This is a genomic window from Pseudomonas sp. GW821-FHT09C10 (assembly GCF_059418085.1).
This window is the reverse complement of record NZ_JBWKPE010000001.1, coordinates 737,593-761,203: the sequence shown is the minus strand read 5'-3', so window position 1 is coordinate 761,203 and position 23,611 is coordinate 737,593. Positions and strand designations below refer to the sequence as shown.

Annotated in this window: 24 protein-coding genes and 1 pseudogene; 15 read left to right on the top strand and 10 right to left on the bottom strand. The window is 63.7% G+C overall.

Translation table 11 applies throughout. From position 1 onward, the window contains the following. Positions 1-7 precede the first annotated feature (7 nt). From AC07OT_RS03520 to dctM, 7 genes are all read left to right on the top strand, one after another. On the top strand, positions 8-1,171 hold the full coding sequence (locus AC07OT_RS03520; protein ID WP_495107488.1) for an acyl-CoA dehydrogenase family protein: 1,164 nt from the start codon (positions 8-10) through the stop codon (positions 1,169-1,171). A gap of 10 nt (positions 1,172-1,181) precedes the next feature. Further along, a complete protein-coding gene (locus AC07OT_RS03515; RefSeq protein ID WP_495107487.1) occupies positions 1,182-2,531 on the top strand; it encodes an MmgE/PrpD family protein in 1,350 nt (449 codons plus the stop codon). A gap of 9 nt (positions 2,532-2,540) precedes the next feature. Continuing rightward, positions 2,541-3,734 carry a CaiB/BaiF CoA transferase family protein gene (locus tag AC07OT_RS03510; RefSeq protein ID WP_495107486.1) on the top strand — a complete coding sequence of 398 codons (1,194 nt, stop codon included), beginning with the start codon at positions 2,541-2,543 and terminating at the stop codon, positions 3,732-3,734. Positions 3,735-3,748: 14 nt separating this feature from the next. Next, positions 3,749-4,561 carry an HpcH/HpaI aldolase/citrate lyase family protein gene (locus AC07OT_RS03505; RefSeq protein WP_495107485.1) on the top strand — a complete coding sequence of 271 codons (813 nt, stop codon included), beginning with the start codon at positions 3,749-3,751 and terminating at the stop codon, positions 4,559-4,561. 154 nt (positions 4,562-4,715) lie between these two features. After that, positions 4,716-5,699, top strand: coding sequence for a TRAP transporter substrate-binding protein (locus tag AC07OT_RS03500; protein WP_146476092.1), 984 nt, complete (start codon positions 4,716-4,718; stop codon positions 5,697-5,699). A 49-nt stretch (positions 5,700-5,748) separates the two neighbouring features. After that, positions 5,749-6,381, top strand: coding sequence for a TRAP transporter small permease (locus AC07OT_RS03495; RefSeq protein ID WP_141155144.1), 633 nt, complete (start codon positions 5,749-5,751; stop codon positions 6,379-6,381). Continuing rightward, entirely contained in the window at positions 6,381-7,661 is a 1,281-nt protein-coding gene (dctM, locus tag AC07OT_RS03490; protein ID WP_027608528.1) for a C4-dicarboxylate TRAP transporter large permease protein DctM, read from the top strand. The genes AC07OT_RS03495 and dctM overlap by 1 nt, the downstream gene beginning before the upstream one ends. A gap of 56 nt (positions 7,662-7,717) precedes the next feature. Here the strand turns inward: dctM and ampC are convergent, their stop codons facing one another. Then, entirely contained in the window at positions 7,718-8,872 is a 1,155-nt protein-coding gene (gene ampC, locus AC07OT_RS03485) for a class C beta-lactamase (protein ID WP_495107484.1), read from the bottom strand. A gap of 127 nt (positions 8,873-8,999) precedes the next feature. On the opposite strand from ampC, the gene AC07OT_RS03480 reads away from it, so the two are divergent. Continuing rightward, positions 9,000-9,878: a LysR family transcriptional regulator gene (locus tag AC07OT_RS03480; RefSeq protein ID WP_253490667.1), complete on the top strand. Its 879-nt coding sequence runs from the start codon at positions 9,000-9,002 to the stop codon at positions 9,876-9,878. A gap of 74 nt (positions 9,879-9,952) precedes the next feature. After that, on the top strand, positions 9,953-11,137 hold the full coding sequence (locus AC07OT_RS03475) for a DUF2252 family protein (protein ID WP_414887144.1): 1,185 nt from the start codon (positions 9,953-9,955) through the stop codon (positions 11,135-11,137). 123 nt (positions 11,138-11,260) lie between these two features. Here the strand turns inward: AC07OT_RS03475 and yghX are convergent, their stop codons facing one another. Beyond that, positions 11,261-12,148, bottom strand: coding sequence for a YghX family hydrolase (gene yghX, locus AC07OT_RS03470; RefSeq protein WP_495107483.1), 888 nt, complete (start codon positions 12,146-12,148; stop codon positions 11,261-11,263). Positions 12,149-12,192: 44 nt separating this feature from the next. Then, positions 12,193-12,687 (bottom strand): PaaI family thioesterase, encoded by a 495-nt coding sequence (locus tag AC07OT_RS03465; protein ID WP_115488374.1) that lies wholly within the window; start codon positions 12,685-12,687, stop codon positions 12,193-12,195. Positions 12,688-12,773: 86 nt separating this feature from the next. On the opposite strand from AC07OT_RS03465, the gene AC07OT_RS03460 reads away from it, so the two are divergent. Continuing rightward, the gene (locus AC07OT_RS03460) at positions 12,774-13,331 is read left to right on the top strand and encodes a YceI family protein (protein WP_495107482.1); all 558 of its coding nucleotides are present in this window, start codon (positions 12,774-12,776) and stop codon (positions 13,329-13,331) included. Here AC07OT_RS03460 and AC07OT_RS03455 read toward each other — a convergent pair. Then, on the bottom strand, positions 13,328-14,218 hold the full coding sequence (locus AC07OT_RS03455) for a DMT family transporter (protein WP_495107481.1): 891 nt from the start codon (positions 14,216-14,218) through the stop codon (positions 13,328-13,330). The genes AC07OT_RS03460 and AC07OT_RS03455 overlap by 4 nt on opposite strands. An 88-nt stretch (positions 14,219-14,306) precedes the next feature. Between AC07OT_RS03455 and AC07OT_RS03450 the strand changes: the two genes are divergently transcribed. After that, positions 14,307-15,632 (top strand): aminotransferase-like domain-containing protein, encoded by a 1,326-nt coding sequence (locus tag AC07OT_RS03450; RefSeq protein WP_495107480.1) that lies wholly within the window; start codon positions 14,307-14,309, stop codon positions 15,630-15,632. Between the two features lie 23 nt (positions 15,633-15,655). On the opposite strand, the gene AC07OT_RS03445 is transcribed toward AC07OT_RS03450, so the two are convergent. Further along, positions 15,656-16,084, bottom strand: a complete 429-nt coding sequence (locus tag AC07OT_RS03445) for a nuclear transport factor 2 family protein (protein ID WP_024075865.1) — start codon at positions 16,082-16,084, stop codon at positions 15,656-15,658. Between the two features lie 245 nt (positions 16,085-16,329). Here AC07OT_RS03445 and AC07OT_RS03440 point away from each other — a divergent pair, with 245 nt between their 5' ends. The 3 genes and pseudogenes from AC07OT_RS03440 to AC07OT_RS03430 all read left to right on the top strand — a co-directional run. Further along, the gene (locus AC07OT_RS03440; RefSeq protein ID WP_065942065.1) at positions 16,330-16,548 is read left to right on the top strand and encodes a DUF6434 domain-containing protein; all 219 of its coding nucleotides are present in this window, start codon (positions 16,330-16,332) and stop codon (positions 16,546-16,548) included. Then, on the top strand, positions 16,545-17,015 hold the full coding sequence (locus tag AC07OT_RS03435; RefSeq protein ID WP_495107479.1) for a RidA family protein: 471 nt from the start codon (positions 16,545-16,547) through the stop codon (positions 17,013-17,015). The genes AC07OT_RS03440 and AC07OT_RS03435 overlap by 4 nt, the downstream gene beginning before the upstream one ends. A 44-nt stretch (positions 17,016-17,059) precedes the next feature. Then, a pseudogene (locus AC07OT_RS03430) lies at positions 17,060-17,146 on the top strand (CPBP family intramembrane glutamate endopeptidase); the annotation flags it as partial. Positions 17,147-17,243: 97 nt separating this feature from the next. On the opposite strand, the gene AC07OT_RS03425 reads toward AC07OT_RS03430, so the two are convergent. Both AC07OT_RS03425 and AC07OT_RS03420 read right to left on the bottom strand, forming a co-directional pair. After that, complete coding sequence (locus tag AC07OT_RS03425; RefSeq protein ID WP_495107478.1) at positions 17,244-18,950, bottom strand: amidase; 1,707 nt, start codon at positions 18,948-18,950, stop codon at positions 17,244-17,246. A 56-nt stretch (positions 18,951-19,006) separates the two neighbouring features. After that, the gene (locus AC07OT_RS03420; RefSeq protein WP_495107477.1) at positions 19,007-19,792 is read right to left on the bottom strand and encodes a helix-turn-helix domain-containing protein; all 786 of its coding nucleotides are present in this window, start codon (positions 19,790-19,792) and stop codon (positions 19,007-19,009) included. Positions 19,793-19,875: 83 nt separating this feature from the next. Here AC07OT_RS03420 and AC07OT_RS03415 point away from each other — a divergent pair, with 83 nt between their 5' ends. Next, complete coding sequence (locus AC07OT_RS03415) at positions 19,876-20,196, top strand: DUF2834 domain-containing protein (protein ID WP_495107476.1); 321 nt, start codon at positions 19,876-19,878, stop codon at positions 20,194-20,196. Between the two features lie 407 nt (positions 20,197-20,603). Here the strand turns inward: AC07OT_RS03415 and AC07OT_RS03410 are convergent, their stop codons facing one another. Genes AC07OT_RS03410 through AC07OT_RS03400 form a run of 3 tightly spaced genes read right to left on the bottom strand, consistent with a single transcriptional unit; the run spans position 20,604 to position 23,538 of the window. Next, positions 20,604-21,527, bottom strand: coding sequence for a sugar ABC transporter substrate-binding protein (locus AC07OT_RS03410; protein WP_065942068.1), 924 nt, complete (start codon positions 21,525-21,527; stop codon positions 20,604-20,606). Between the two features lie 35 nt (positions 21,528-21,562). Continuing rightward, positions 21,563-22,696, bottom strand: coding sequence for a phytanoyl-CoA dioxygenase family protein (locus AC07OT_RS03405; RefSeq protein WP_495107475.1), 1,134 nt, complete (start codon positions 22,694-22,696; stop codon positions 21,563-21,565). Next, positions 22,696-23,538, bottom strand: a complete 843-nt coding sequence (locus AC07OT_RS03400; protein ID WP_495107474.1) for an SDR family oxidoreductase — start codon at positions 23,536-23,538, stop codon at positions 22,696-22,698. Before AC07OT_RS03400 ends, AC07OT_RS03405 begins: the two co-directional genes overlap by 1 nt. Positions 23,539-23,611 lie beyond the last annotated feature (73 nt).

Here is a 23,611-nt window from a genome sequence, read left to right as displayed (position 1 = left end):
CCGTGAGATGAACCCGAATGACAACGAAGCACTCAATGCCATCCGCGACGGCGTGCGCGCCTTGTGCGCCGCATTCGACGCGGCCTACTGGCGCCGGATCGACGAAGAAAAGGGCTTCCCCGAAGCCTTCGTCAAGGCGCTGACCGACGCCGGCTGGCTGTCGGCGATGATTCCCGAGGAATACGGCGGCTCCGGCCTGGGCCTGGCCGAAGCCTCGGTGATCCTCGAGGAGGTGAACCGCTGCGGCGGTAACTCCGGCACCGTGCATGGGCAGATGTACAACATGTTCACCCTGTTGCGTCACGGCAGCGAAACGCAAAAACGCTTCTACCTGCCCAAGCTCGCCAGTGGCGAATTGCGCCTGCAATCCATGGCCGTCACCGAGCCCACCACCGGCACCGACACCACCAAGATCAAGACCACCGCGATCAAGCGTGGCGACAAATACCTGATCAACGGCCAGAAAGTCTGGATCTCGCGGGTGCAGCATTCCGACCTGATGATCCTGCTGGCGCGCACCACGCCGTTGACCGAGGTGAAGAAAAAGTCCGAAGGCATGTCGATCTTCCTGGTCGATCTGCGTGAGGCCATCGGCAACGGTTTGACCGTGCAGCCTATCGCGAACATGGTCAACCACGAGACCAATGAATTGTTCTTCGACAACCTTGAACTGCCCCTCGATAGCTTGATCGGCGAGGAGGGCAAGGGCTTCAAATACATCCTCGACGGCCTCAATGCCGAACGCACCCTGATCGCCGCCGAATGCATCGGCGACGGCCGCTGGTTTATCGACAAGGCCAGCGCCTACGCCCGCGACCGCGTGGTGTTCGGCCGGCCCATCGGGCAGAACCAGGGCGTGCAGTTTCCGATTGCCGAAGCCCATATCGAAGTCGAAGCGGCCGACCTGATGCGCTGGCGCGCCTGTGCGGAATACGACAGCGGCGCGAATGCCGGCGCCAGCGCGAATATGGCCAAGTACCTGGCGGCCAAGGCGTCCTGGGAAGCGGCCAATGCCTGCCTGCAGACCCACGGCGGCTTTGGCTTTGCCTGCGAGTACGACGTCGAGCGCAAATTCCGCGAGACGCGCCTGTACCAGGTGGCGCCGATCTCCACCAACCTGATCCTGTCCTACGTGGCCGAGCACCTGCTCGAGCTGCCACGCAGCTTCTGAGGGCCTGCCCATGAGCCATACCCAAACCCTGTGTCGGTTCCTGGCCGACCTGGCCTACGAGCAGTTGCCCGAACCCGTGCTGGCGCGCACCGAAGACCTGTTCCTGGATTGGCTGGCGTCCGCGTTGGCCAGCCAGGGCGCGCACCCGATCCCATTGTTCGAGCGCTATGCCCAGAAGATGGGCCCGAGCAGCGGCCCGGCCCAGGTGATCGTCAATGGCACCGGCAGCAGCGCGTATTTCGCCGCGCTGGTCAACGGCGCCTCGTCCCACCTGGTGGAGCAGGATGACCTGCACAACAGCTCGGTGCTGCACCCGGCCACCGTGGTGTTTCCCGCTGCCTTGGCCGCCGCCCAGGACCTCGGTAAATCCGGCCGTGACGTGTTGCTGGCCTCGGTGGCCGGCTATGAGGCGGGGATCCGCATCGGCGAATTCATGGGGCGCTCCCACTACCGCATCTTCCACACCACGGCCACGGTGGGCACCCTGGCGGCGGCCGTGGCGGTGGGCAAGTTGCTGGGTTTCAATCAGGACCAGTTCACCCATCTGCTTGGCAGCGCCGGCACCCAGGCCGCCGGGCTGTGGGAATTCCTGCGCGATGCCGCCGACTCCAAGCAACTGCACACGGCAAAGGCGGCCGCGGACGGTTTGCTCGCCGCGTACCTGACGGCGGATGGCCTGACCGGTGCGCGCAATATCCTCGAAGGCGACCAGGGCCTGGCGGCGGGCATGTCCACGGATGCCGAACCGAGCAAATTGTCGGCTGGCCTTGGCAGCCGTTGGGCGCTGCTGGAGACCTCGTTCAAGTTCCATGCGTCGTGCCGCCATACCCATCCGGCCGCCGATGCGTTGCTGGCGTTGATGCAACGCGAAGGCCTGGAGGCCGTCGATATCGCCGGTGTGGAAACCCGTGTGCACCAAGGCGCCATCGATGTGCTGGGACGGGTAAGCGTGCCGACCAGCGTGCATCAGGCCAAGTTCTCCATGGGCACCGTGCTGGGGTTGATCGCCGTGCATGGCAAGGCCGGGCTCACCGAGTTCCATGAGTACGCGTTGACCGATCCTGCCGTCGCCGCCTTTCGCGACAGGGTCAGCATGACCCTCGACCCCGAGGTCGATGGCGCCTACCCGCAGCGCTGGCTCGGCCGCGTCACCGTCACCACGGTTGACGGCCGCACCCTGCACGGCGCCATCGACGAGCCCAAGGGCGACCCGGGCAACACCCTGAGCCGTGCAGAGCTGGCGGATAAATTCCAGCGCCTCGCCCGGTTCAGTCACGCCTGCACACCGGCCCAGGCCGACACATTGATCGCCAAGGTCTGGGATGTGCGCAACGCCGCGTCCATGGCCCATTGGCTCTGAGGAACTGTTATGACTGACCCACGACCGCTGGACGGCATCACCGTTGTCAGCCTGGAACACGCGATCGCCGCGCCCTTTTGCACCCGTCAACTGGCCGACCTCGGCGCCCGCGTGATCAAGATTGAACGCCCCGGTGCCGGTGACTTCGCCCGTGGCTACGACGAGCGCGTGCGTGGCCTGGCCTCGCATTTCGTGTGGACCAACCGCTCCAAGGAAAGCCTCACCCTGGACCTCAAGCAGGACGCCGCCGGCGCCATCCTCGACAGCCTGCTGGCCGATGCCGATGTGCTGGTGCAGAACCTTGCACCGGGCGCGGCGGCGCGCATGGGCCTGTCGTTCGAGGCGCTGCATGCACGCTTTCCACGGCTGATCGTCTGCGACATTTCCGGCTATGGCGAAGGCGGGCCCTACGAGAAAAAGAAAGCCTATGACCTGCTGATCCAGAGCGAGGGCGGCTTTCTGTCGGTGACCGGTGGCCCGGGTGACGAGCAGATGGCCAAGGCCGGTTGCTCCATCGCCGACATCTCCGCCGGCATGTACGCCTACAGCGGCATCCTTTCCGCGCTGCTGTTGCGCGGCAAGACGGGGCAGGGCAGCCGCATCGACGTGAGCATGCTCGAAAGCCTGGTGGAATGGATGGGCTACCCGATGTACTACGCCTTCGACGGTGCGCCGCCGCCGCCGCGTGCCGGCGCGGCGCATTCGACCATCTACCCCTACGGGCCGTTTCCCACCGGCGACGGCAGCACGGTGATGCTCGGTTTGCAGAATGAGCGCGAATGGGCGGCGTTCTGCGACAAGGTCCTGCTCACGCCTGGGCTGGCGACGGATGAGCGCTTCAGCGCCAACTTCAAGCGCTCGGCCAACCGCGAGGTGCTGCGCCAAATCATCGTCGACAGCTTTGCCCAACTGGATGCCGAGGCCGTGATCCAGCGCCTGGAGGACGCGCAGATCGCCAGCGCCCGCGTCAACGATATGCAAGGCGTGTGGGACCACCCGCAGCTCAAGGCCCGCGACAGTTGGCGTGAAGTCGCAAGCCCTGCCGGGCCGCTGCCGTCGCTGCTGCCGCCGGCGCGCAATGGGGCGTTTACCCCGCGCATGGACGCCGTACCGGCGCTGGGGCAGCACAGCCAGGGCATCCTCGAGCAGCTCGGTTACTCCGGCGATGCCATCGACAGCCTGCGTGCGCGCGGCGTTATCTAATAAGGAAGTCCGTTATGCCTAACCCTCTTGTGCGCTCTGCGCTGTTTGTTCCCGGCAGCCGACCGGAACGCTTTGCCAAGGCGCTGGCCAGTGGCGCCGATGCCGTGATCGTGGATTTCGAAGACGCGGTGGAAGAGCCGCTCAAGCGCCAGGCGCGGGATAACCTCGGGGCGTTCCTGCAAAGTCACCCGCAGGCCCGGGTGTGGGTGCGCATCAATGCGCCGGAACATGCCGGGCATTTCGACGATGTGGCGTTTTGCAAAGCCTACGCCAACGTGGCGGGTGTACTCCTGCCGAAAGTGGAAAGTGCGGCCCAGGTGGTGGTGGTCGCCACGGCTGGCAAGCTGATCTGGCCGATTATCGAAAGCGCCCGCGGCTTGCTGGCGCTGGCCGACATCGCCCAGGCGCCGCAGGTCGAACGTCTGTCATTCGGCGGCCTGGACCTGGCGCTGGACCTCAACCTGAGCAGCAACTCCCCGGCCGCGCAGTTCGCCCTCGACCAGGCACGCCTGGCGCTGATCGTGCACTCCCGCGCGGCTGGCCTGGTGGCGCCACTGGATGGCGTGCACCCGGCCATCGACGACCCCGACGGCCTGCGCCGTTCGATCCGGCATGCCTATGAAATGGGCTTTGCCGGCGCGTTGTGTATCCATCCCAGGCAGGTGGCGGTGATCCATGACGCGTTGGCGCCCAGCGCCGCAGACCTGGCCTGGGCGCGGCGGGTGGTGGACGCCGGGGCGCATGGGGCGGGGGCTTACCAGATTGATGGGCAGATGGTGGATGCGCCGGTGTTGTTGCGGGCGCAGCGGTTGCTCGCACAGTCATAGCTGACGGAACCGAATCAAATGTGGGAGGGGGAACTGCATTTTTCTTGAGGTTGGTGTTCGGCGTGGCCGAACGCAGGTATCAAAAATTCGAAATTCACTACACGCGTCATATCAGGCACCTTGCCCTAACCACAACAATAAGAAGGTGATTTCCATGCTCAAGCTTTCTCGGGCGCTGTTCTGCGCCGCCACCTTGTTTGCCGCAGGCCTGGCCCAGGCGGCGGACCCGATCGTGATCAAGTTCGCCCACGTGGTCGCTGAAAACACCCCCAAGGGCCAGGGCGCGTTGCTGTTCAAGAAGCTCGCCGAAGAACGCTTGCCGGGCAAGGTCAAGGTCGAGGTGTACCCCAACTCGTCACTGTTCGGTGACGGCAAGGAAATGGAAGCGCTGCTGCTGGGCGACGTGCAGATGCTGGCGCCGTCCCTGGCCAAGTTCGAGCAATACACCCGGCAAGTGCAGATCTATGACCTGCCGTTCCTGTTCAACGACCTGGCCGCCGTCGACCGCTTCCAGGCCGCCGAGGGCAAGCAACTGCTGACCTCGATGCAGAACAAGAACATCCTCGGCCTGGCTTATTGGCACAACGGCCTCAAGCAACTCTCCGCCAACAAGGCGCTGCATGAACCCAAGGACGCCCGTGGCCTGAAATTCCGCGTGCAGGCCTCCAGCGTGCTGGAGGAGCAGTTCAAGGCGATCCGCGCCAACCCACGCAAGATGAGCTTTGCCGAGGTTTACCAGGGCTTGCAGACCGGCACCGTGAATGGCACCGAGAACACCTGGTCGAACTATGAAAGCCAGAAGGTCAACGAAGTGCAGAAGTACTTCACCGAATCCAACCATGGCCTGATCGACTACATGGTCATCACCAATGCCACCTTCTGGAACGGCCTGCCGCCCGACATCCGCAGCACCCTGGAGCAGGTCATGGTCGAGGTCACCGTCGAGGTGAACAAACAGGCCGAAGCCCTGAACCAGTCGGCCAGGCAGAAGATCATCGACGCCAGGACCAGCGAAATCATCGAGCTGACCCCCGAGCAACGCCAGCTGTGGCGCGACGCGATGCGCCCGGTATGGCAGAAGTTCGAAGGCGAGATCGGGGCTGATCTGATCAAGGCGGCGGATTCCGCCAACCAGTAAAGGCCGGTTTCCGCCCTGACATCTCATTTTGCTTTCGCGAGGTTTTGCCATGCAAACGCTAAGGCGCGTCTGGGAGCACCTGGAGGAAGGCTTTATTGCCTTCCTGCTGGCGGCCATGACCCTGGTGACATTCGTCTACGTCATGCTCAACAACATCTACACGCTGTTCTTTGCCCTGGCCGACAAGTGGGCCTTCAGCAGCAACTTCTTCAGCGCCCTGGGCGACGGCACCATGACCTGGGCCCAGGACATGACCTGGAGCGTGGCGCTGACCAAGGCCATGTTCGGCTGGCTGATTTTCTTCGGCATTTCCTATGGGGTGCGCACCGCCGGCCACCTGGGGGTGGACGCGCTGGTCAAGCTGACCCGGCGTCCGGTGCAGCGCGTGCTGGGCATGCTCGCCTGCCTGTGCTGCCTGGCCTATGCCGGGCTGTTCATGGTCGCCAGCTACAAGTGGGTCAGCGCGGTGATGACCGCCCATATCGGCGCCGAAGACCTTGACCAGTTCGGCATCGACGTGGGTGACATCGTGATCATCGTGCCCATCGGTTTTGCCCTGGTGTTTATCCGCTACCTGGAAATTTTCTACCGCATCTTTACCCGCCGTCAGGTCGGGTTGGGGCTGGCCGACGAGGCCGGTGAGGCCAGCAAGTTGGCCGGCAGCCATGGGGAGCGTCACTGATGGCCGTGCTCTGTCTGTTCCTGCTGTTGTTCGTGTTCATGTTCCTCGGCGTGCCGATTGCCATTGCACTGGGTTTGTCGGGCGCGGTGTCGATCCTGATGTTCAGCCCGGACTCGGTCAGTTCCCTGGCGATCAAGCTGTTCGAAACCTCCGACGCCTATACCTTCCTGGCGATCCCGTTCTTCCTGCTCTCCGGTGCGTTCATGACCACCGGCGGCGTGGCGCAGCGGCTGATCGACTTTGCCAACGCCTGTGTCGGGCATATCCGTGGCGGCCTGGCGATTGCGGCGGTACTGGCGTGCATGCTGTTTGCGGCGCTGTCCGGCTCATCCCCGGCGACGGTGGCGGCGGTGGGTTCGATAGCGGTGGCGGGCATGGTGCGTTCCGGTTACCCGAAGGAATTCGGCGCGGGGATCATCTGCAACGCCGGCACCCTGGGCATCCTGATTCCGCCGTCGATCGTGATGGTGGTGTACTCGGCGGCGACGGAAACCTCGGTGGGCAAGCTGTTCATGGCCGGGGTGATCCCGGGCTTGCTGTTGGGCCTGATGCTGATGGTGGCGATCTACATTGTCGCGCGCATTAAGAAGCTGCCGGCCCAGCCACGGGCGACGTTTCGTGAGTGGCTGAGCTGTGCGCGCCGCGCGTTCTGGGGCCTGTTGTTGCTGGTGATCATCCTCGGCGGCATCTACAGCGGCATGTTCACCCCCACCGAAGCGGCGGCGGTGGCGGCGGTGTACTCGGCGTTCGTGGCGTTGTTCGTCTACAAGGACATGAAGCTGCGCGACTGCCCCAAGGTGCTGCTGGAGTCCGGGCGCCTGGCGATCATGCTGATGTTTATCATCGCCAATGCCATGCTCTTCGCCCATGTGCTGACCACCGAGCAGATCCCTCAGGAAATCACCGCCTGGGTGCTGTCCGAGGGCCTGACGCCGATTGGCTTTTTGATCATGGTCAACGTGGTACTGCTGATCGCCGGCAGTTTCATGGAGCCTTCGGCCATCGTGCTGATCCTGGCGCCGATCTTCTTCCCGATCGCCATGAAGCTGGGCATCGACCCGATTCACCTGGGCATCGTGATGGTGGTCAATATGGAAATCGGCCTGGTGCACCCACCGGTGGGGCTGAACCTGTTCGTGACCTCGGCGGTGACCGGGTTGACGCTGGGGCAGACCATTCGTGCGGCGTTGCCGTGGCTGATGATCCTGTTGGTGTTCCTGATCATGGTCACGTACTTGCCGTTTATCTCGCTGGCCTTGCCGCATTGGCTGGGGATGTAGCGCGGGTCAATAGGTGGGAGGGGGCCAGTCGAATCGTCGCACCAGCCCTTCCACCGTTAGTGGTCCAGCGCACTCAAGATCGCATGGGCGACCTTTACCCGTTCGGCATTCGGGTAGTTCTTGTTCGCCAATATCACCACGCCCACTCCCTTGCTCGGCACGTACGCCACGTAGGCGCCAAACCCATTGGTGGAGCCGGTCTTGTTCACCAGGGTGTCGGCGTGGGGCGCCTGGGGCGGGGTCAGCCAGTTGACCGCATGCGGTTCCATTGCCATGGGTGTGGAGTTGCCGGCCATCAACCTATCGAGCGGGATGGGGTAGGGGTACATTTCCCAACCCAGTCCCTGGGTCATGCCGTCCACGTTGTAGTAACCCGTGTGAGTCACGCTGATCGCCTGCTGCAGGGTTTTATCCAGCGTCGCCGGGTGCATGTTCGCGTCAACGTACTTCAGCAAGTCCGCAGCACTGGTCTTGATGCCGTAGGCCTCGCTGTCCAGGGCGCCGGGGCCGACGCGTACCGGTTTGCCATCTTTGCCATAGCCCTGGGCGTACAAGCTCATCTGGCTCTGCGGCACCTTGATGAAGGTGTGCTTGAGCCCGAGTGCGGGCAACAGGGTCTTTTCCATCGCCTGATCGAACGGCTGCTTGAGGCTCTGCGCCGCCAGGTAGCCGAACAACCCCAGGCTTGGGTTGGAATACAGGCGCTGGGTGCCAGGGGCGAAGTCGGGTTGCCACTGCTGGAAGTAGCTGATCATGCGCTGGCTGTTATCCGCGTTGGCGGGGAATTGCAGGGGCAAGCCCCCGGCGGTGTAGGTGCCGAGGTTGAGCACGCTGATGTGGTCGAACTTGCCGCCGCCCAGTGCCGGCAGGTAATGGTTGGCCGGGTCGGAAAGCGTGAGTTTGCCGCTGGCTACCGCGTAACCGGCCAGGGTCGCGGTGAAGGTTTTGCTCACTGAGCCCACTTCGAACAGGGTGTTTTCGCTGACCGGCTGGCGGGTATCGGTGGCGGCGATGCCGTAGTTAAAGTATTGCGCCTTGCCGTCCCGCACCACGCCGACCACCAGGCCGTTAATCGACTGCTGCTGCATCAGCGGTTTTACATTGGCATCCACCACCGCCTGCAGGTCGGTGGCCGCCAGGCAGTTGCCGGCGGCGATAAACACCGCGAGGGCGGTGAAATTACGCACGCCAGACAGTAAATGTTGGGGCATGATAACGCTTCCATGAGAATGATCGATTGAATGAAGAGCCTGCGCGGGCGAGGCAAATGTAGGCCGTTCGCCGGTCCTGGGCAAACGATGATATCTCGCAGTAGCCATTAGAAATATTGGGGTCAATATGCTCCGCTCCCACTTGCCGTTGAACGCCTTGCGCGCCTTCGAGGCGGCCGCCCGGCATCTGAGCTTTACCCGCGCTGCCATCGAGTTATGCGTGACCCAGGCGGCGGTCAGCCATCAGGTCAAGAGCCTGGAGGCGCAGCTCACTGTCACCTTGTTCAAGCGCCTGCCCCGCGGGTTGATGCTCACCCGCGAGGGCGAAACCCTGCTGCCGGTGGTGCGCGAGTCGTTCGACCGCATTGCCCACACCTTGGGCCAGTTCGAGGGCGGGCATTACCGCGAGGTACTCACCGTGGGCGCGGTCGGCACCTTTGCCGTCGGCTGGCTGCTGCCACGTCTGGCGGACTTCCAGAGCCGCTACCCGTTCATCGACCTGCGCCTGTCCACCCATAACAACCGTGTCGACGTGGCTGCCGAAGGCCTGGATTACGCGATTCGTTTCGGTGCCGGTGCCTGGCACGGCACGGATGCGCTGGAGTTGCTGGAAGCGCCGCTGACGGTACTGTGTGTGCCGTCACTCGCCGCGCAGTTGCACACGCCGGCCGACCTGTTGAAACACACGCTATTGCGCTCCTACCGCGCGGATGAGTGGAGCCTGTGGCTTCAGGCCGCCGGGCTGCCCGCCGATACCCTGGTACCGCGCAGCATCGTGTTCGACTCGTCGCTGGCGATGATGGAGGCGGCACTGCAAGGCAGCGGCGTGGCGCTGGCGCCGGCGATGATGTTCTCGCGGCAACTGGAAAGTGATGTGATTCGCCAGCCCTTCGACGTCGGCATCAGCACCGGCAGCTACTGGCTGACGCGCCTGCAGTCGCGGGCCGAAACCTCGGCCATGCAGGCCTTCAAGGCATGGTTGCTGGAGGAGAGTGGGCGGGTCTGAGTTTATTTTTGAAACATAATGAAACATTTGCTTAGGGCCGGCGTTCTACCGCTACACCTGCACTGAGTTATTCCATGAAAACACCGCGCCCCTCCGCTCGCATGCCACACCTCACCCAACTGCGCAATTTGAAGATGGCACGCTCCGCCCACGCGTATGTGCGCGGCAGCACCGTGCAATTCTACGAGTGGCTGCACAGCCAGATGGGCAGGCGTCTGCCTCAAGGCCCGGCGATCTGGATCTGCGGCGACTGCCACGCGGGCAACCTGGGGCCTACCGGCGACAACAAGGGTCGCATCGATATGCATATCCGCGACCTTGACCAGGCCGTGATCGGCAACCCGGCCCACGACCTGGTGCGCCTGGCGCTGTCCCTGGCCACCGCCGCGCGCGGTTCGGACCTGCCGGGCGTGACCACCGCGCGCATGCTTGAAGAAATGATGGTGGGCTATGAACAGGCGTTCAAGGACAAGCCCGACGAGGTACCGCCGCGTCCGTCCCAGGTCAAGGCGGGGATGCGCAGCGCCGTCGAGCGCACCTGGAAAAGCCTGGCCCGTGAACGCATCGACAACGTGCGGCCGACGATCCCGCTGGGCAAGCATTTCTGGTCGCTGTCGCGGGCAGAAAAAAGTGCGCTGGAAAGCGTCTGCGCGTCGGATGACATCCATCAGTTGGTCACCTCGCTCAAGGGCCGTCCCAAGGACGCCAAGGTCCAACTGCTGGATTCGGCTTACTGGGTCAAGGGCTGCAGCTCCCTCGGCCTGTTGCGCTACGCCGTCTTGCTGGGGGTGGGCGACAAGGACGATGAGGAATACTGCCTGATCGATATCAAGGAAGCCGTCGGCGCCGCCGCACCGCGCGCGGCACGGGCGAAGATGCCCAGGGACAACGGCCGCCGAGTGGTGGAGGGCGCCCGCCAGCTGTCGCCGGGCCTGGGTGAACGCATGGTGGCGACACGGTTTCTGGACCATGGCTTTTTCATCCGCGAACTGTTGCCCCAGGACATGAAGCTGGAACTGGACGAACTGAGTGAACTCGATGCCATGCACGCCGCCGGTTACCTGGCGCGCGTGGTCGGTATCGCCCATGCCCGGCAGATGGACCGGGCGACGCGCAAGGGCTGGATGGCGGTGCTGCAGGAAAACCGCTCCAGGCAATTGGATGCGCCGTCGTGGTTATGGACCAGCGTGGTGCAGTTGGTGGGCAGCCATGAGCAGGGCTACCTCAACCATTGCCGCCGGTATGCGCTGGAACACTGAGCTGGAATGAGGTGACGATCAATGTGGGAGGGGGCTTGCCCCCGATAGCGGCGGGTCAGTCACCTCAATGGTTGCTGATACACCGCAATCGGGGGCAAGCCCCCTCCCACATTTGGACTGCACTTAGGCCAGGTATTTGCGGAAACAGCCCAGCGTCCTTTCCCACGCCAGATTCGCCGCGGCCTCGTCATAACGCGGTGTCGAATCGTTATGGAAGCCATGGTTGGCGCCCTTGTAGATATACGCTTCATAAGTCGTGCCGGCGGCCTTCAGGGCCTTTTCATACGCCGGCCACCCCTCGTTGATCCGCGTATCCAGCTCGCCGTAATGCAGCATGATCGGTGCCTTGATGCGCGGCACGTCCTTGGCTTCCGGCTGGCGCCCATAGAACGACACCGCCGCGCCTAGTTCCGGGTAAGCCACCGCCGCCGCATTGGTCACGCCGCCGCCATAACAGAAGCCGGTGATGCCGACCTTGCCGGTGCTGCTGTCGTGGTGCATCAGCCATTCGATGGCGGCGAAGAAGTCGTTCATCAGCTTGGTCGGGTCGACTGTCTGTTGCAGCGCCACGCCTTTTTCATCGTTGCCGGGATAGCCGCCCACCGAGGTCAGGCCGTCCGGCGCGAGGGCGATAAACCCGGCTTTGGCCAGGCGCCGGGCGACGTCTTCGATGTAGGGGTTGAGGCCACGGTTTTCGTGGACCACCACCACGGCCGGCAGCTTGCCGGTGGCCTTGGCCGGGCGCACCAGGTAGCCACGCACGGTGCCGTTGCCCTTGGGCGAGGGGTAGGTGATGTAGTCGGCAACGATGTCCGGGTCGGTGAATTTCACCTGCTCGGCCAGGGCATAGTTGGGGCTCAGGGCCGCCAGCAGGGCCGAGGCGGTCAGGCCGCCAAAGGTGAACAGCGCCGCGCGGTCGAGAAATTCGCGGCGGTTGAGCGTGCCGTGGGCGTAGCCGTCGTAGAGTTCCAGCAGTTCGGGGGCAAAGTCTTTCGCGGTGAGACGAGTCATCGGTTCGGTCCTCGATTAGCGGTGCCAGTCAATGTAGACCAGGATCAGCCGTCACGGCCATGGGCGGCCGCAGCCAGTTCGCGGGTGTCGACGCGCACGAACAGCGAATCGCCGATGGCCGTGAGCACCTCGCCGGCGTACACCTCGCAGACCACGCGGCTTTTGCGACCCACGTCGCCCTCGACCCGCGCACGTAAGGTGAGCGGCACGCCCATGGGGGTCGGCTTGATGAATTTGATCCCCAGGTTGCCGGTAACGCAGTCGATGCGCGGCAGGCTGCCGGGTTCGCGTTGTTCGGCACGGTAGTGGTAGGCCATGGCGGTCCAGTTGGAATGGCAGTCCACCAGCATGGCGATCAGGCCGCCGTAGACCAGGTCGGGCCAGCCGCTGTATTTTGCCTCGGGGTGATGTTCGGCGATGAGATGGACACCATCGGCATCCCAGCGGCTCTTGATATGCAAGCCATGGGGGTTACTGCCGCCGCAGCCGTAGCAGATGCCTTCCGGCGCGGTGATGTCCTGTAGAGAAGGGGTGGGCATGCAGCGTCCTTATTGTTGTGAGCGGCTAATCTGTTTAGCAGCACAGGCACCTGATGGGAATACATCCTTTTTTTGCGGAGCGTGGCATGAAGCGTCGAATTCTCCCGTTGGTCCTGGTCCTGGGTGCTATCGGCTGTGCCCAGGCGGCGGAGTACACCGACGTCAATCGCACCGCCAGCCAGATCAGTTTTACCTATAAGCAGTTGGGGCAGCGGGTGTATGGCACCTTCGGCGACTTCGAAGGCACGCTGAGCTTTGACACGCAGAAGCCCGAAAGCGGACATGCCTTGCTCAAGATCCAGCTGGTGAGTATCGATGCCGGCAGCCCCGATGCCAACGACGAGTTGCAACGGGCCTCGTGGTTCGATACCGCGACTTATCCGGTGGGCGTGTATGAGTCCACCGCTGTAAAGGCCTTGGGGGATAACCGCTTCAACATCAGCGGCAACCTGACGATCAAGGGCACCACGCGCCCGGTGGCGGTCAACGTGGTGCTCAAGGAGCTGGATGGCATTGGCGTGTTCGACGGTGAGTTGATCCTCAGGCGCGGCGACTTCAGGATCGGCGAAGGCGAATGGGCCGGCAACAGCGTGGTGTCCGACGACATCAACATCAAGTTCAAGATGGTCGCGCCCCAGCGTTAGCGCGCGAACCGCTTGGCCCCGGCCACGCAGCCGATCACCGCGACCGTCACCAGCAGCATGCCCAGGCTGACCTGTTCATGCAGCAAGCCCGCTGCCAGCGCCAGGCCGAAGAACGGTTGCAGCAGTTGCAATTGGCCGACGGCGGCGATGCCGCCCTGGGCCAGGCCGCGATACCAGAACACAAAGCCGATCAGCATGCTGAACAGCGACACATAGCCCAGGCTCAGCCAGGCCGGCAGGCTGATGCCGCTGATGCTCGACGGCGCCAGCACCAGGCTCAACGGCACCACCACCGGCAACGACGCCACCAGCGCCCAGCAGATCACCTGCCAGCCGCCCAGGCTGCGCGACAGTGTGGCGCCTTCGGCGTACCCCAGGCCACACACCAGCACTGCCAGCAGCATCAGCACGTCACCCGCCGGTGCGGCGCTCAAGCCCTGGGCGAAGGCGTACCCCATCACCAACGCACTGCCGAGGATCGAAAACAGCCAGAACACCGGGCGTGGACGCTCGCCGCCACGCAGTACAGCAAACACGGCGGTCGCCAGCGGCAGCAGGCCGATGAAGACGATGGAGTGGGCGGAGGTCACGTATTGCAGCGCCAGCGCGGTGAGTAACGGAAAGCCGATCACCACGCCGAGGGCGACGATGGCCAGGGGCATCCATTGCTGGCGTGCGGGACGTTGCTCCTTGAACAGCCCCAGCAAGGCCAGCCCCAGCAGCGCGGCAATGGCGGCGCGGATCATGGTCAGGAACACCGGGTCGAATTCCATCACCGCCAGGCGCGTGGCCGGCAACGAGCCGCTGAAGATCACCACGCCGATAAAACCGTTGATCCAGCCTTGGGTGCGGGTGTCGAGGTTGCTGAGGGGAGCTGTACGTTCCATAAGGGGCGTCCGAAAGGAGGAGTTGCGTGGCAGGCATCCTAGGGTTGAAGATAAAGACAATCAAAAAATTGTCATGGATACATCGCTTATGCCCCGTGCCCGCTACAAGTCGTTGGTCGACAGCTTCGCCGAGGCCATTCGCTCAGGCAGCATGCCCCCCGGCACGCGACTGCCGACCCACCGCCAACTGGCCGCCGAGCATGGCCTGGCGTTGGTCACCGCGAGCCGGGTGTACGCCGAGCTGGAGGCCATGGGCCTGGTCAGTGGCGAAACGGGCCGAGGCACCTTCGTGCGCGAAATCTCGCTGCCGCCGGGGCAGGGCAGCGGGCAGATGAGTGTGGCGGCGGGCATGCTCGATCTGAATTTCAACTACCCGTCCTTGCCGGGCCAGGCCGACTTGCTGCGCACCGCATTGCGCCAGTTGGCGCTGTCCGGCGACCTCGACGCGCTGCTGCGTTACCAGCCCCACGCCGGTCGCCTGCATGAGCGCGCCGCTGTCGCGCGGCACCTGTTGAGTCGAGGGCTGACGGTCAAGGCCGAACAGGTGCTGGTGGTCAGCGGCGCCCAGCACGGGTTGGCCGTGACCATGATGGCCATGCTCAAGCCCGGTGATGTGATTGCCGTCGACGCCTTGACGTATTCGGGGTTCAAGGTGCTGGCCGAAACACTGCACCTGGAGATCGTCGCCATCCCGGTCACCGCCGACGGCCCGGACCTGGACTACCTGCACAGCCTGTGTCGCAAGCGCCCGGTGCGTGCCGTGTACAGCATGCCAACCTTGCATAACCCGTTGGGGTGGGTGCTGAGCCTGGCGCAGCGCGAGCAGTTGGTGGCGATTGCCCGTGAGCACAACCTGATGATTATTGAGGACGCGGCCTACGCGTTCCTGGCCGAGGACGTGCCGCTGCCCGTGGCCAGATTGGCGCCGGAGCGCACGGTCTACGTGGGCGGGCTGTCGAAAAGTGTCGCGACCGGCCTGCGCGTGGGGTTTATCGCTGCCCCTTCGGGTTGGGTCAAAGCACTGGAACGCACCATCATGGCCACCACCTGGAACGTGCCGGGGGTGATGAGTGCGATTGCGGTGGCCTGGCTCGAGGATGGCACGGTGGCGCAACTTGAAGCACAAAAGCGCCAGGATGCGCGGACGCGGCAAGCCTTGGCGGCGCAGGTGCTCAAGGGGCTGGCCTACACCAGCCACCCATCATCGTATTTCTTGTGGCTGCCCCTGGCGGAAGAGGCTCGCGCCGATCAAGTCGCCATGACCTTGCAGCGCGACGGCATTTCCGTCTCCACCGCCGAGCCCTTCGCCGTCTCGGCCCACGTGCCCCATGCGTTGCGCCTGGCCTTGGGCTCGGTGGACATGCCGGCGCTGCGCGAGGCGTTGCTGAAGGTGCGCAAGGTGGTGCAGTGGTGAGCCCGATGGCCCACCGCTAGCCATCAGAATTTGAACGCCTGGCGCCCGATCAGCAGCCAGTGGCCTTTCTGTTTTTGCCAGATCTGGAAGTTCTCGATTTCGGTGGGCACTTCCTTGCCGCTGTTCACCGCCAGGGCGGAGAAGTGGTTGCGTACCAGGGCGGTATCGCCACTCAGGGTAATGGTCTGTTTCTGCATTTCCAGGGTCTTGAAGCCGCTGCGTCCGGTCTCGATGTCGGCGATGAATTCCTGCTTGTTCTGGATCTTGCCGCTGGAGTGGCCGTAGGTGAGGTTCTCGGCGGTCAGGCTCTGGAGCTGCTTGAGGTCTTTATGCAGCATGGCCTGGGTGAGGTGGTCGACTGCTTGGGCGACGTCTTTGTCGGCGGCAGGGGCGGCGGCCACATAGCCGCTGAACAGGCACAGAAATCCGATCAGCACTTTGACGTTTTGCATGGGTGTTTCCTTATTGTTGTTGGGGGCGGATATGACTCGTTAAGTCATCGTACAACCATGCAATATTTTCCCCTGGGAAGGAAAGAAAAATTTGAAATATCTCGAAAGGATTGGCGTTTAAGGGGGGGTGGACATCTGAGTTTCTTATACGATGTCTCAACACCTCGTTTGGCTTAAACCCCGCTTCCGGTGCAAGTAGCACATCGCTATGCTACTGCCCGCCCCCCAGATCCCGGAGAGACAAAATGGATGTTGACTGGCACAGCGACCCCATCACCCGCGCCACTCCCGTGACCCCACACTATAAAAACACCAAGAACGTGCGACGCTTCATGCTTGAACACTGTGGGCCGGGGTTCAAGTTCGACCGGCCTTTCATGGCCTGGATTCGCAACGCAACGCCCAAGACCATGGGCGACGTGGTGGATGAATGGCAACGACACAACGAGGAAGCACGCCCATGACGCCCGATGAAAAATACCAAGCCGTGCAACAACGCCTCGGCTATCAATTGGATGAATTCAAAGTCGGCGGCAACTACACGCCGCTGGTGCGCGACGGCAACCACCTGTACATCAGCGGGCAGATCCCTCGCGTCGGCGACACGATCATGCTGCCGGGCAGAGTCGGTGACACCTTGACCCTGGGCCAGGCACAAATCGCCGCCGGCATCAGTGCATTGCGCTGCCTGGGCCTGCTCAAGCAAGCGCTCGGTTCGCTGGACCGGGTCAAGGCCATCCCGCGTATCACCGTGTATGTACGCAGCGCCGAGGACTTCGATCAGCAGAGTGAAGTGGCCAACGGCGCGTCAGACCTGTTGCACGAGATCCTCGGCGGTGCCGGGGTGCATTCGCGCACGTCGGTGGGGGTGATGCAACTGCCGAAGTCGGCGGCGGTGGAGATCGACATGATCGCGGTCGCGCACGACTGATGGTCAGCCAAGGGCTGGTCGTCCTGCTCAACTACGGCCTGCACCTGGTGCGCATGCGTCATGGCGTGTTGGCGGCGACGGCCTGCCATGGCACGGCAATCCTGCTGATTGCCATGCCCTATATGGCCTGACTTGAAATGCGGTTAGAGCTGTGGGAGGGGGCTTGCTCCCGATTGCAGTGGGTCAGCCACCGATGCATCAACTGACACTCCTCCCACAGTGAATCAGTTAGTTTGTGGCCAGTGGCGGCGTGCGCGGCGGGATCAGGCGTTTGCTGCCGGTGGCTTCATACGCCGCCGCAAAGCGCAGCAATGCCGAATCATCGTAGGCGCGCCCGGCAAAGGTCAGCCCGACCGGCATGCCGATGTCCGCCATCACGCCCATGGGCACGGTAACGGTGGGCACGCCCAGGTGACGGATGGCGAGGTTGCCGTTGGCCACCCACACGCCGTTGCTCCAGGCAATGTCCGCACTGGCTTCGTTCACATCGGCATCCGCAGGGCCTACATCGGCCACGGTCGGGAACAGCACAGCGTCGAGGCCGAGCTTATCCATCCAGTCTTCCAGGTCGATCCGCCGGGTTTTCTCCAGGCCGCGCAGGCCATCGGGCACGGTGCTGATCTCGTTCCACGGGGTGATGCCGCGCTCGGCCATGCGCACGTACTCGTCCATGCCGGCGGCCAGGTCGTCTTCACGGTTGGGCAAGGTGCCAGGGTCGTGGGGGAAGATTTTCGGCCCGTCCACATCGGCCAGGCGGTTCAGGGCCGGGTCGTTGTTGGCGCGCAGGAAATCATCGAAGGCCCAGGCCGACAGCTCCCACAGTTCATCGTGCAGGAATTCCCTGGACACCAGGCCACGGGTAAACACGGTCGGCGCGCCGGGGCGGTCGCCTTCGCAGTTGGACACCAGTGGGAAGTCCACCTCGATGACTTCGGCACCAGCGGCTTCAAGGGCCTGGCGTGCGTCCTTCCATAAGTCGATCACGCTGGCGCGGGTGTTGATCTTCTGCCCGGTGGGGCCGCCGATGCCGGGTTTTTCGCTGGTGCCGGCCTCGGGGTCGGCGTTGATGTACATGCGCGGCACGCCGAAGCGTTTGCCGGCCAGGGATTCGGCCGTCGCCGCCAATTCAGGGTAAGACGCCGGGCGTACCGAAGCGACGCTGGGGATCGGCACCCACGGCTGCAGGCGCCACAGGTCGCCACGGGTGTGCGGGTCTTCAGCCACTACCACGTCGAGCACTTCCAGCAGGTCGGCCATGGTGCGGGCGTAGGGCACCACCACGTCCATGGTCGGGGTCAACGGCCAGTTGCCGCGCACCGAAATCACCCCACGGGACGGGGTGTAGGCGCACAGGCCATTGTTGGACGCCGGGCCACGGCCGCTGGACCAGGTTTCCTCCGCCAGGCCGAAGGCGGCAAAGCTGGCGGCGGTGGCGGTGCCGGCACCGTTGGATGAACCGGAGGCGAACGGCGCGGTGAGGTAGTCGGCGTTATACGGGCTTTCCGCACGGCCATACACGCCGCGCTGCATGCCGCCATTGGCCATCGGCGGCATGTTGGTCTTGCCCAGGCAGATGGCGCCACCGGCGCGCAGGCGCTCGATGGTGAAGGCATCGCGCTGGGCGACCAGCTTGGCGAACGCCGGGCTGCCGGAGGCGGCGGTCAGCCCCTTGACCAGGTAGCTGTCCTTGGCGGTGTAGGGAATACCCTCCAGTGGCCCCAGGGTTTCGCCCTTGGCCCGGCGGGCATCGGAGGCCTCGGCTTCCTTCAGGGCGTCGGGGTTGCGCACGACGACGGCGTTGAGTGCGGTAGCGGTCTGCGGACCGTCGTAGGCATCGATCCGCGCCAGGTAAGCCTGCACCAGTTCAACGGCCGTGGTCTGGCCGGATTCGAGCGCCGCGCGCAATTGGGCAATGGAGACTTCGGTAACTTGCATGACGTTTTCTTCGCCGCCTTAAGTTGAGGTATGGCGGCAGTCTACGTACAGATATTTCACAAAACCAGTGCGGCATTTTCCCCATGGGCGGCACGCATCACCTGCCAAGTGGCGTCGTCTGCGGGAATCAGATGCTCGATACGCAGGGAGGCGAGGGTGATGTCCTGGGGCATGCCGAAGGTGGTGAAGGTGGACAGAAAGCTCAGTTCGCCCTGGCTGGTATGCACGCGGGTCAACACCAGCGGCGGCATTTCAGGCGGCGGCGTGGTATGGGCGGGGGCGGGCAGGCTCGCCAGTAGAGCGGCCAGCACAGGGTTGCCCAGCGCCTCGCGGCTTGCCCGTTGCCAGGCCAGGGTGCGGATTTCTTCGGCGTTGACCAGGCGGTCGCCCAGGCCGCCGGGTTGCAGCAGGGTGGTCAGCAGGTTCAGGCCTTCCATCGGCGGCGTGACCCCCGCCAGTGCCAACAGCACGCCGGTACTCGCATTCGCGGCCAGCACTTCCCAGTGGCTGCCCAGCAGGATCGCCGGGGCCGGGTTGTTGGCGTGCAGGACATGGTTGACCGCCTCGCGAATTGCGGCCATGGCCGGGGAGGCGAGCGGGGTAGCGGTATAGCGGGGCGCGAAGCCGGCGGCGAGGAACACGCGGTTGCATTGCTCCAGCGGTGTTTCCAGCGCGCTGAGCAGGTGATGCAACGTACCTGGGCTCGGCTTGGCGCGTCCGGTTTCGAGGCAACTGAGGTGGCGCTGGGAAACGCCGGTCATCAGGGCCAGGTCAAGTTGGCTCAGACCAGCCTGTCGGCGTAGCTGGCGCAAGTGTTCGCCGGCAGTAGCGGGGTTATCCATGGCGTGACTATGACCTCCGAGGTCATTGCGAGGAGGGCAACCTTATCACTAGGGTGAGCCTCGATCACGTCAAGGAGCCGACCATGCACAAACCTTATCTGGCCCTCGCCGCTCTGCTGGGCTTTTCGCTGTACACCCTGTTCACGCTGCTCACGGCCGAGCAATCGCTGCTGGCCTTCGGGTGGGAGTTGATATCGCGCCCGGACACCGCGCAGGTCGTCATCGACCTCTACCTGATGGCCGTGCTGGCCTGTGTGTGGATGTACCAGGATGCACGGGCGCGGGGGCGGTCGCTGGCGTCGGTGCTGCCGTATTTCTTGCTGACGGCGGTGTTCGTGTCGGTGGGGCCGTTGCTTTATATCGTCGTAAATGGGGTTGTGCGACGGGCGGAACGTCAGGGCTGACGGGTCTACTTGTGGCGAGGGAGGCCCCATCCCGTCTTCGACGCCGCGCTGTCGCGCAGCAAACTGGGACCTCTGTGGTGAGCGGGCTTGTCCCGCGTTGGGGTGCGAAGCGCCCCTGATGAAGACAAATGTGGTGTATCAGACACTCCTCTGCACCTGGTTTTGGGGCTGCTGCGCAGCCCAACGCGGGACAAGCCCGCTCACCACAAGAATGCGCTCGCCTGAAATTATTTGTGCAGGACTCAAGACTTCAGCGTGAAACTTTAACCCTTTAAAATCAGTGAGTTATTTTAAGCTTGATAAGAGCTTGCTCCCGTTGGACTGCGCAGCAGTCCCGTTTTTTTCAAACAAAGAGCTGGGGCCGCTTCGCGGCCCGACGGGAGCAAGCTCCCTCGCCACGATGAAGTTTATGGGTTGAGGAATGCCTGGTAGTTGTCCTTGGTGATCTGCTGGTAAGGAATGGTCAGCTCGGCGTCATACGGCTGTTTCTTGACCATCTTCACCGCCAGGTCAATGGAGCCCACGGCCTGCCCTTTGTTGTCCTGATACGCCGTCACCAGCAACTGGCCTTTCTTCACCGCATCCAGCCCGGCCGCGCCGCCATCGCTGCCGGCCACCAGAATATCCTTGCCCGGTTGCATGCCGGCCTGGCTGATCGCCATGGCCGCGCCAATCGCCATTTCGTCGGCATTCGCCGCCACGGCGTCGATTTTGCGCCCGGACACGATCCAGTTGTTCATCAGGTCAATCGCCTTGCTGCGCTGCCATTCGGCACTCTGCTCCTCGACGATCTTGATACCCGGATAGTCCTTGAGCACGTTCTTGACCCCCTGCGTGCGGTTGTGGGTGGCGTTGTTGGAGAGCAGCCCGAGCATGATCGCCAGGTTGCCCTTGCCACCCATTTTCTCGGCCAGGTAGCGCATCTGGATTTCACCGGCCTTGATCTCATCCGAGCCGACATAGCCAACCCCCGGCGGTACTTCCTTGAACTCGGGGCGGCGGTTGACGTACACCAGCGGGATCCTGGCCTGTTGGGCATTGACCGTCATTTTCTGGGTGGCGGCGGTGTCTACGGCGTTGACGATGATCGCGTCCATGCCCTGGGCGGTGAAGTTCTGCACCTGGTTAAGCTGGCGCACCACGTCGCCCTGGGCGTCTTCGAATTGCAGGGTCACGCCGGGCAGTTCCTTGGCGTGGGCGGCCATGTAGTCACGCATTTGCGCGAGAAACACGTCGTCGACCTGGGCGATGCTCACGCCGATCCGTATATCGGCCAGCGCCCAGGGGGTGATGGCGAGGGTCAAGAGTGCCGCAAGGAATTGCTTCTTCATGGTTGTGCTCCGTTGTTTTTGTTGTTGTTAAAGCATCACGCCTGGCGCTTGGCCCGCAGTTGCGCCACGGCCGCGGCGAAGTCCTCATACGCCCAGCGTTCGTCGAGGGCTTGCAGCATGAGTTGTTGCCCGGTTTGCGGGGCCAGGCCCTGCAAGGGTGGGTCGGTGTCGAGGTTGGTGGGGAAGGCATAGCCGTCGGCGGTGCAGGCCACCACCGCTGCAATTGCCTGGGCATCCAGGGCCGTGTTGGCCAGCAGGGCCGGGTACACCGCCAGCATCATGCGGTCGCGGTCGAGGGCTTCCATGGGCTTGCCGAAGGCCGAGGAGATTTGCAGCAGGTTGGCCATGCGCTGGTGGCCGGCCGTCCGGTTGGTGCCGGCGGCGTGGAACAACGCCGGGTTGAAGAACAGCAGGTCGCCCTTGTCCAGTGGCAGTTGCACGGCGTGCTGCTGGAAGTGCTCGATAAATTCGGGGCGCCTCCAGGCCAGGTAACCCAGGGCGTATTGCTGGGAAAACGGCAGCAGCTGGGTGGGGCCGCTTTCCAGCGGCATCGCCGAGTGGGCCACGGCGCCCTGCAACGTCAGGTACTGGGACAGCACATGCAAGGGCAGGGGAAAGCGTTCCACCACCTCGGTGGTCTGGAAGCCCAGGTGATAGTCGCGGTGTGGCTGTTGCGCCTGGCCGCCGGGGTGCACCACGTTCACTTGCGCCGTCACCTGATAGCTCGGGCCCAGCCACGCCTCGGCGATCAGCCCCAGCAGCGGGTTGGCGTAATACTCCACAAAGGATTGCGGCGACTGCAGCGCCGCCTTCTGCAATGAATTCCAGATACGCCCGTTACTGCCGGCCTTGGCAAAATGGTCGGCGGCCACGCCTTGGGCGGCCTCCTGGGCGAAGATCGCCTCGAACACCTGGCTGTGGCGATCCACCACTTCCAGGTCCTCATAGGCGCGGCGCACCACCATCACGCCCGGTCCATCGCGAAACAAGCGGTGCAGTTCATTCATCACCGTGTGGCGGTCGCTGTTGCGCAAGGTGCGGGCCTGATAGACCGGCACGTTGCCGAGCACTTCCGCAGCCAGGGGATAGTCCTCGGCACGCGCCTGTTGCGCGCAAATCCGCTTGAAATCCTCAATGCGTACATCCTGCGCTGTCGCAAATGCCGACATTACTCACCTCCCAGGCTCAGGGCCTTGAAGGGCTGCGGGCTGCCGCTGTCAGTGCAGCCGACCACGCCTTGTTCCAGGTCGATCACCGCGCCGGTCATCATCCCCGACTCGCGCGACAGCAGGAACGCCACGCTTTGCGCCACCTCTTCGGGCTTGAGCAGACGACCGAACGGCTGCGCGCGTTCCGCCTCAGCCAGCCAACCGTCCTGGGCGCCGTGGTACTGGCGCTGGATCTGATCCTCATGGGGCGTGTCCATCCAGCCGATGTTCAGGCCGTTGACGCGGATCCGGTTGCGCAGCGCACTGAACGCCACGTTCCTGGTCAGGATCGCCAGCGCCCCCTTGGACGCCGCATAGGCACTGAGGAACGATTGCCCGCCATGCCCGGTGATGCTCTGGATATTCACCACGGCGCCTTCCACGCCCTGGCTGATCATCAATTTCAACGCGTCCTGCATCAGGAAAAACGGCGCCCGCACATTCACAGCCATCAGCCGATCGAACAGCTCCGGCGAGGTGTCGACAATGGTGCCGCGGTCCGACATCCCGGCGCAGTTCACCAGGCCATGCAAGGTGCCGAAGTGGGTGCGCGCGGCCTCGATGATCGCGCGGCAATCCTCGACCTGTTCAAGGTCGGCCTCGACAAAAAACGCCTGGCAATCCAGCTGCGCCAGCTGCCGCACCTGTTCTTCGCCCTGGGCGCGGCGGCGCCCGCAAATGATCAGCCCGGCGGCGCCGCGTCGCGCCAGGGTGTGGGCCACGGCGGCGCCCAGGCCCTGGGTGCTGCCGGTGACGACAAAATATTGGCCGTTGAAGGTACTGGCGAGGTCGGCTTGAGGCATGGGGTTCTCCTGGATTGTTGTTGTTTTGATTGCCCGGCTCGACGCCGGACAAAACTGAGACTAGCATTGCAAA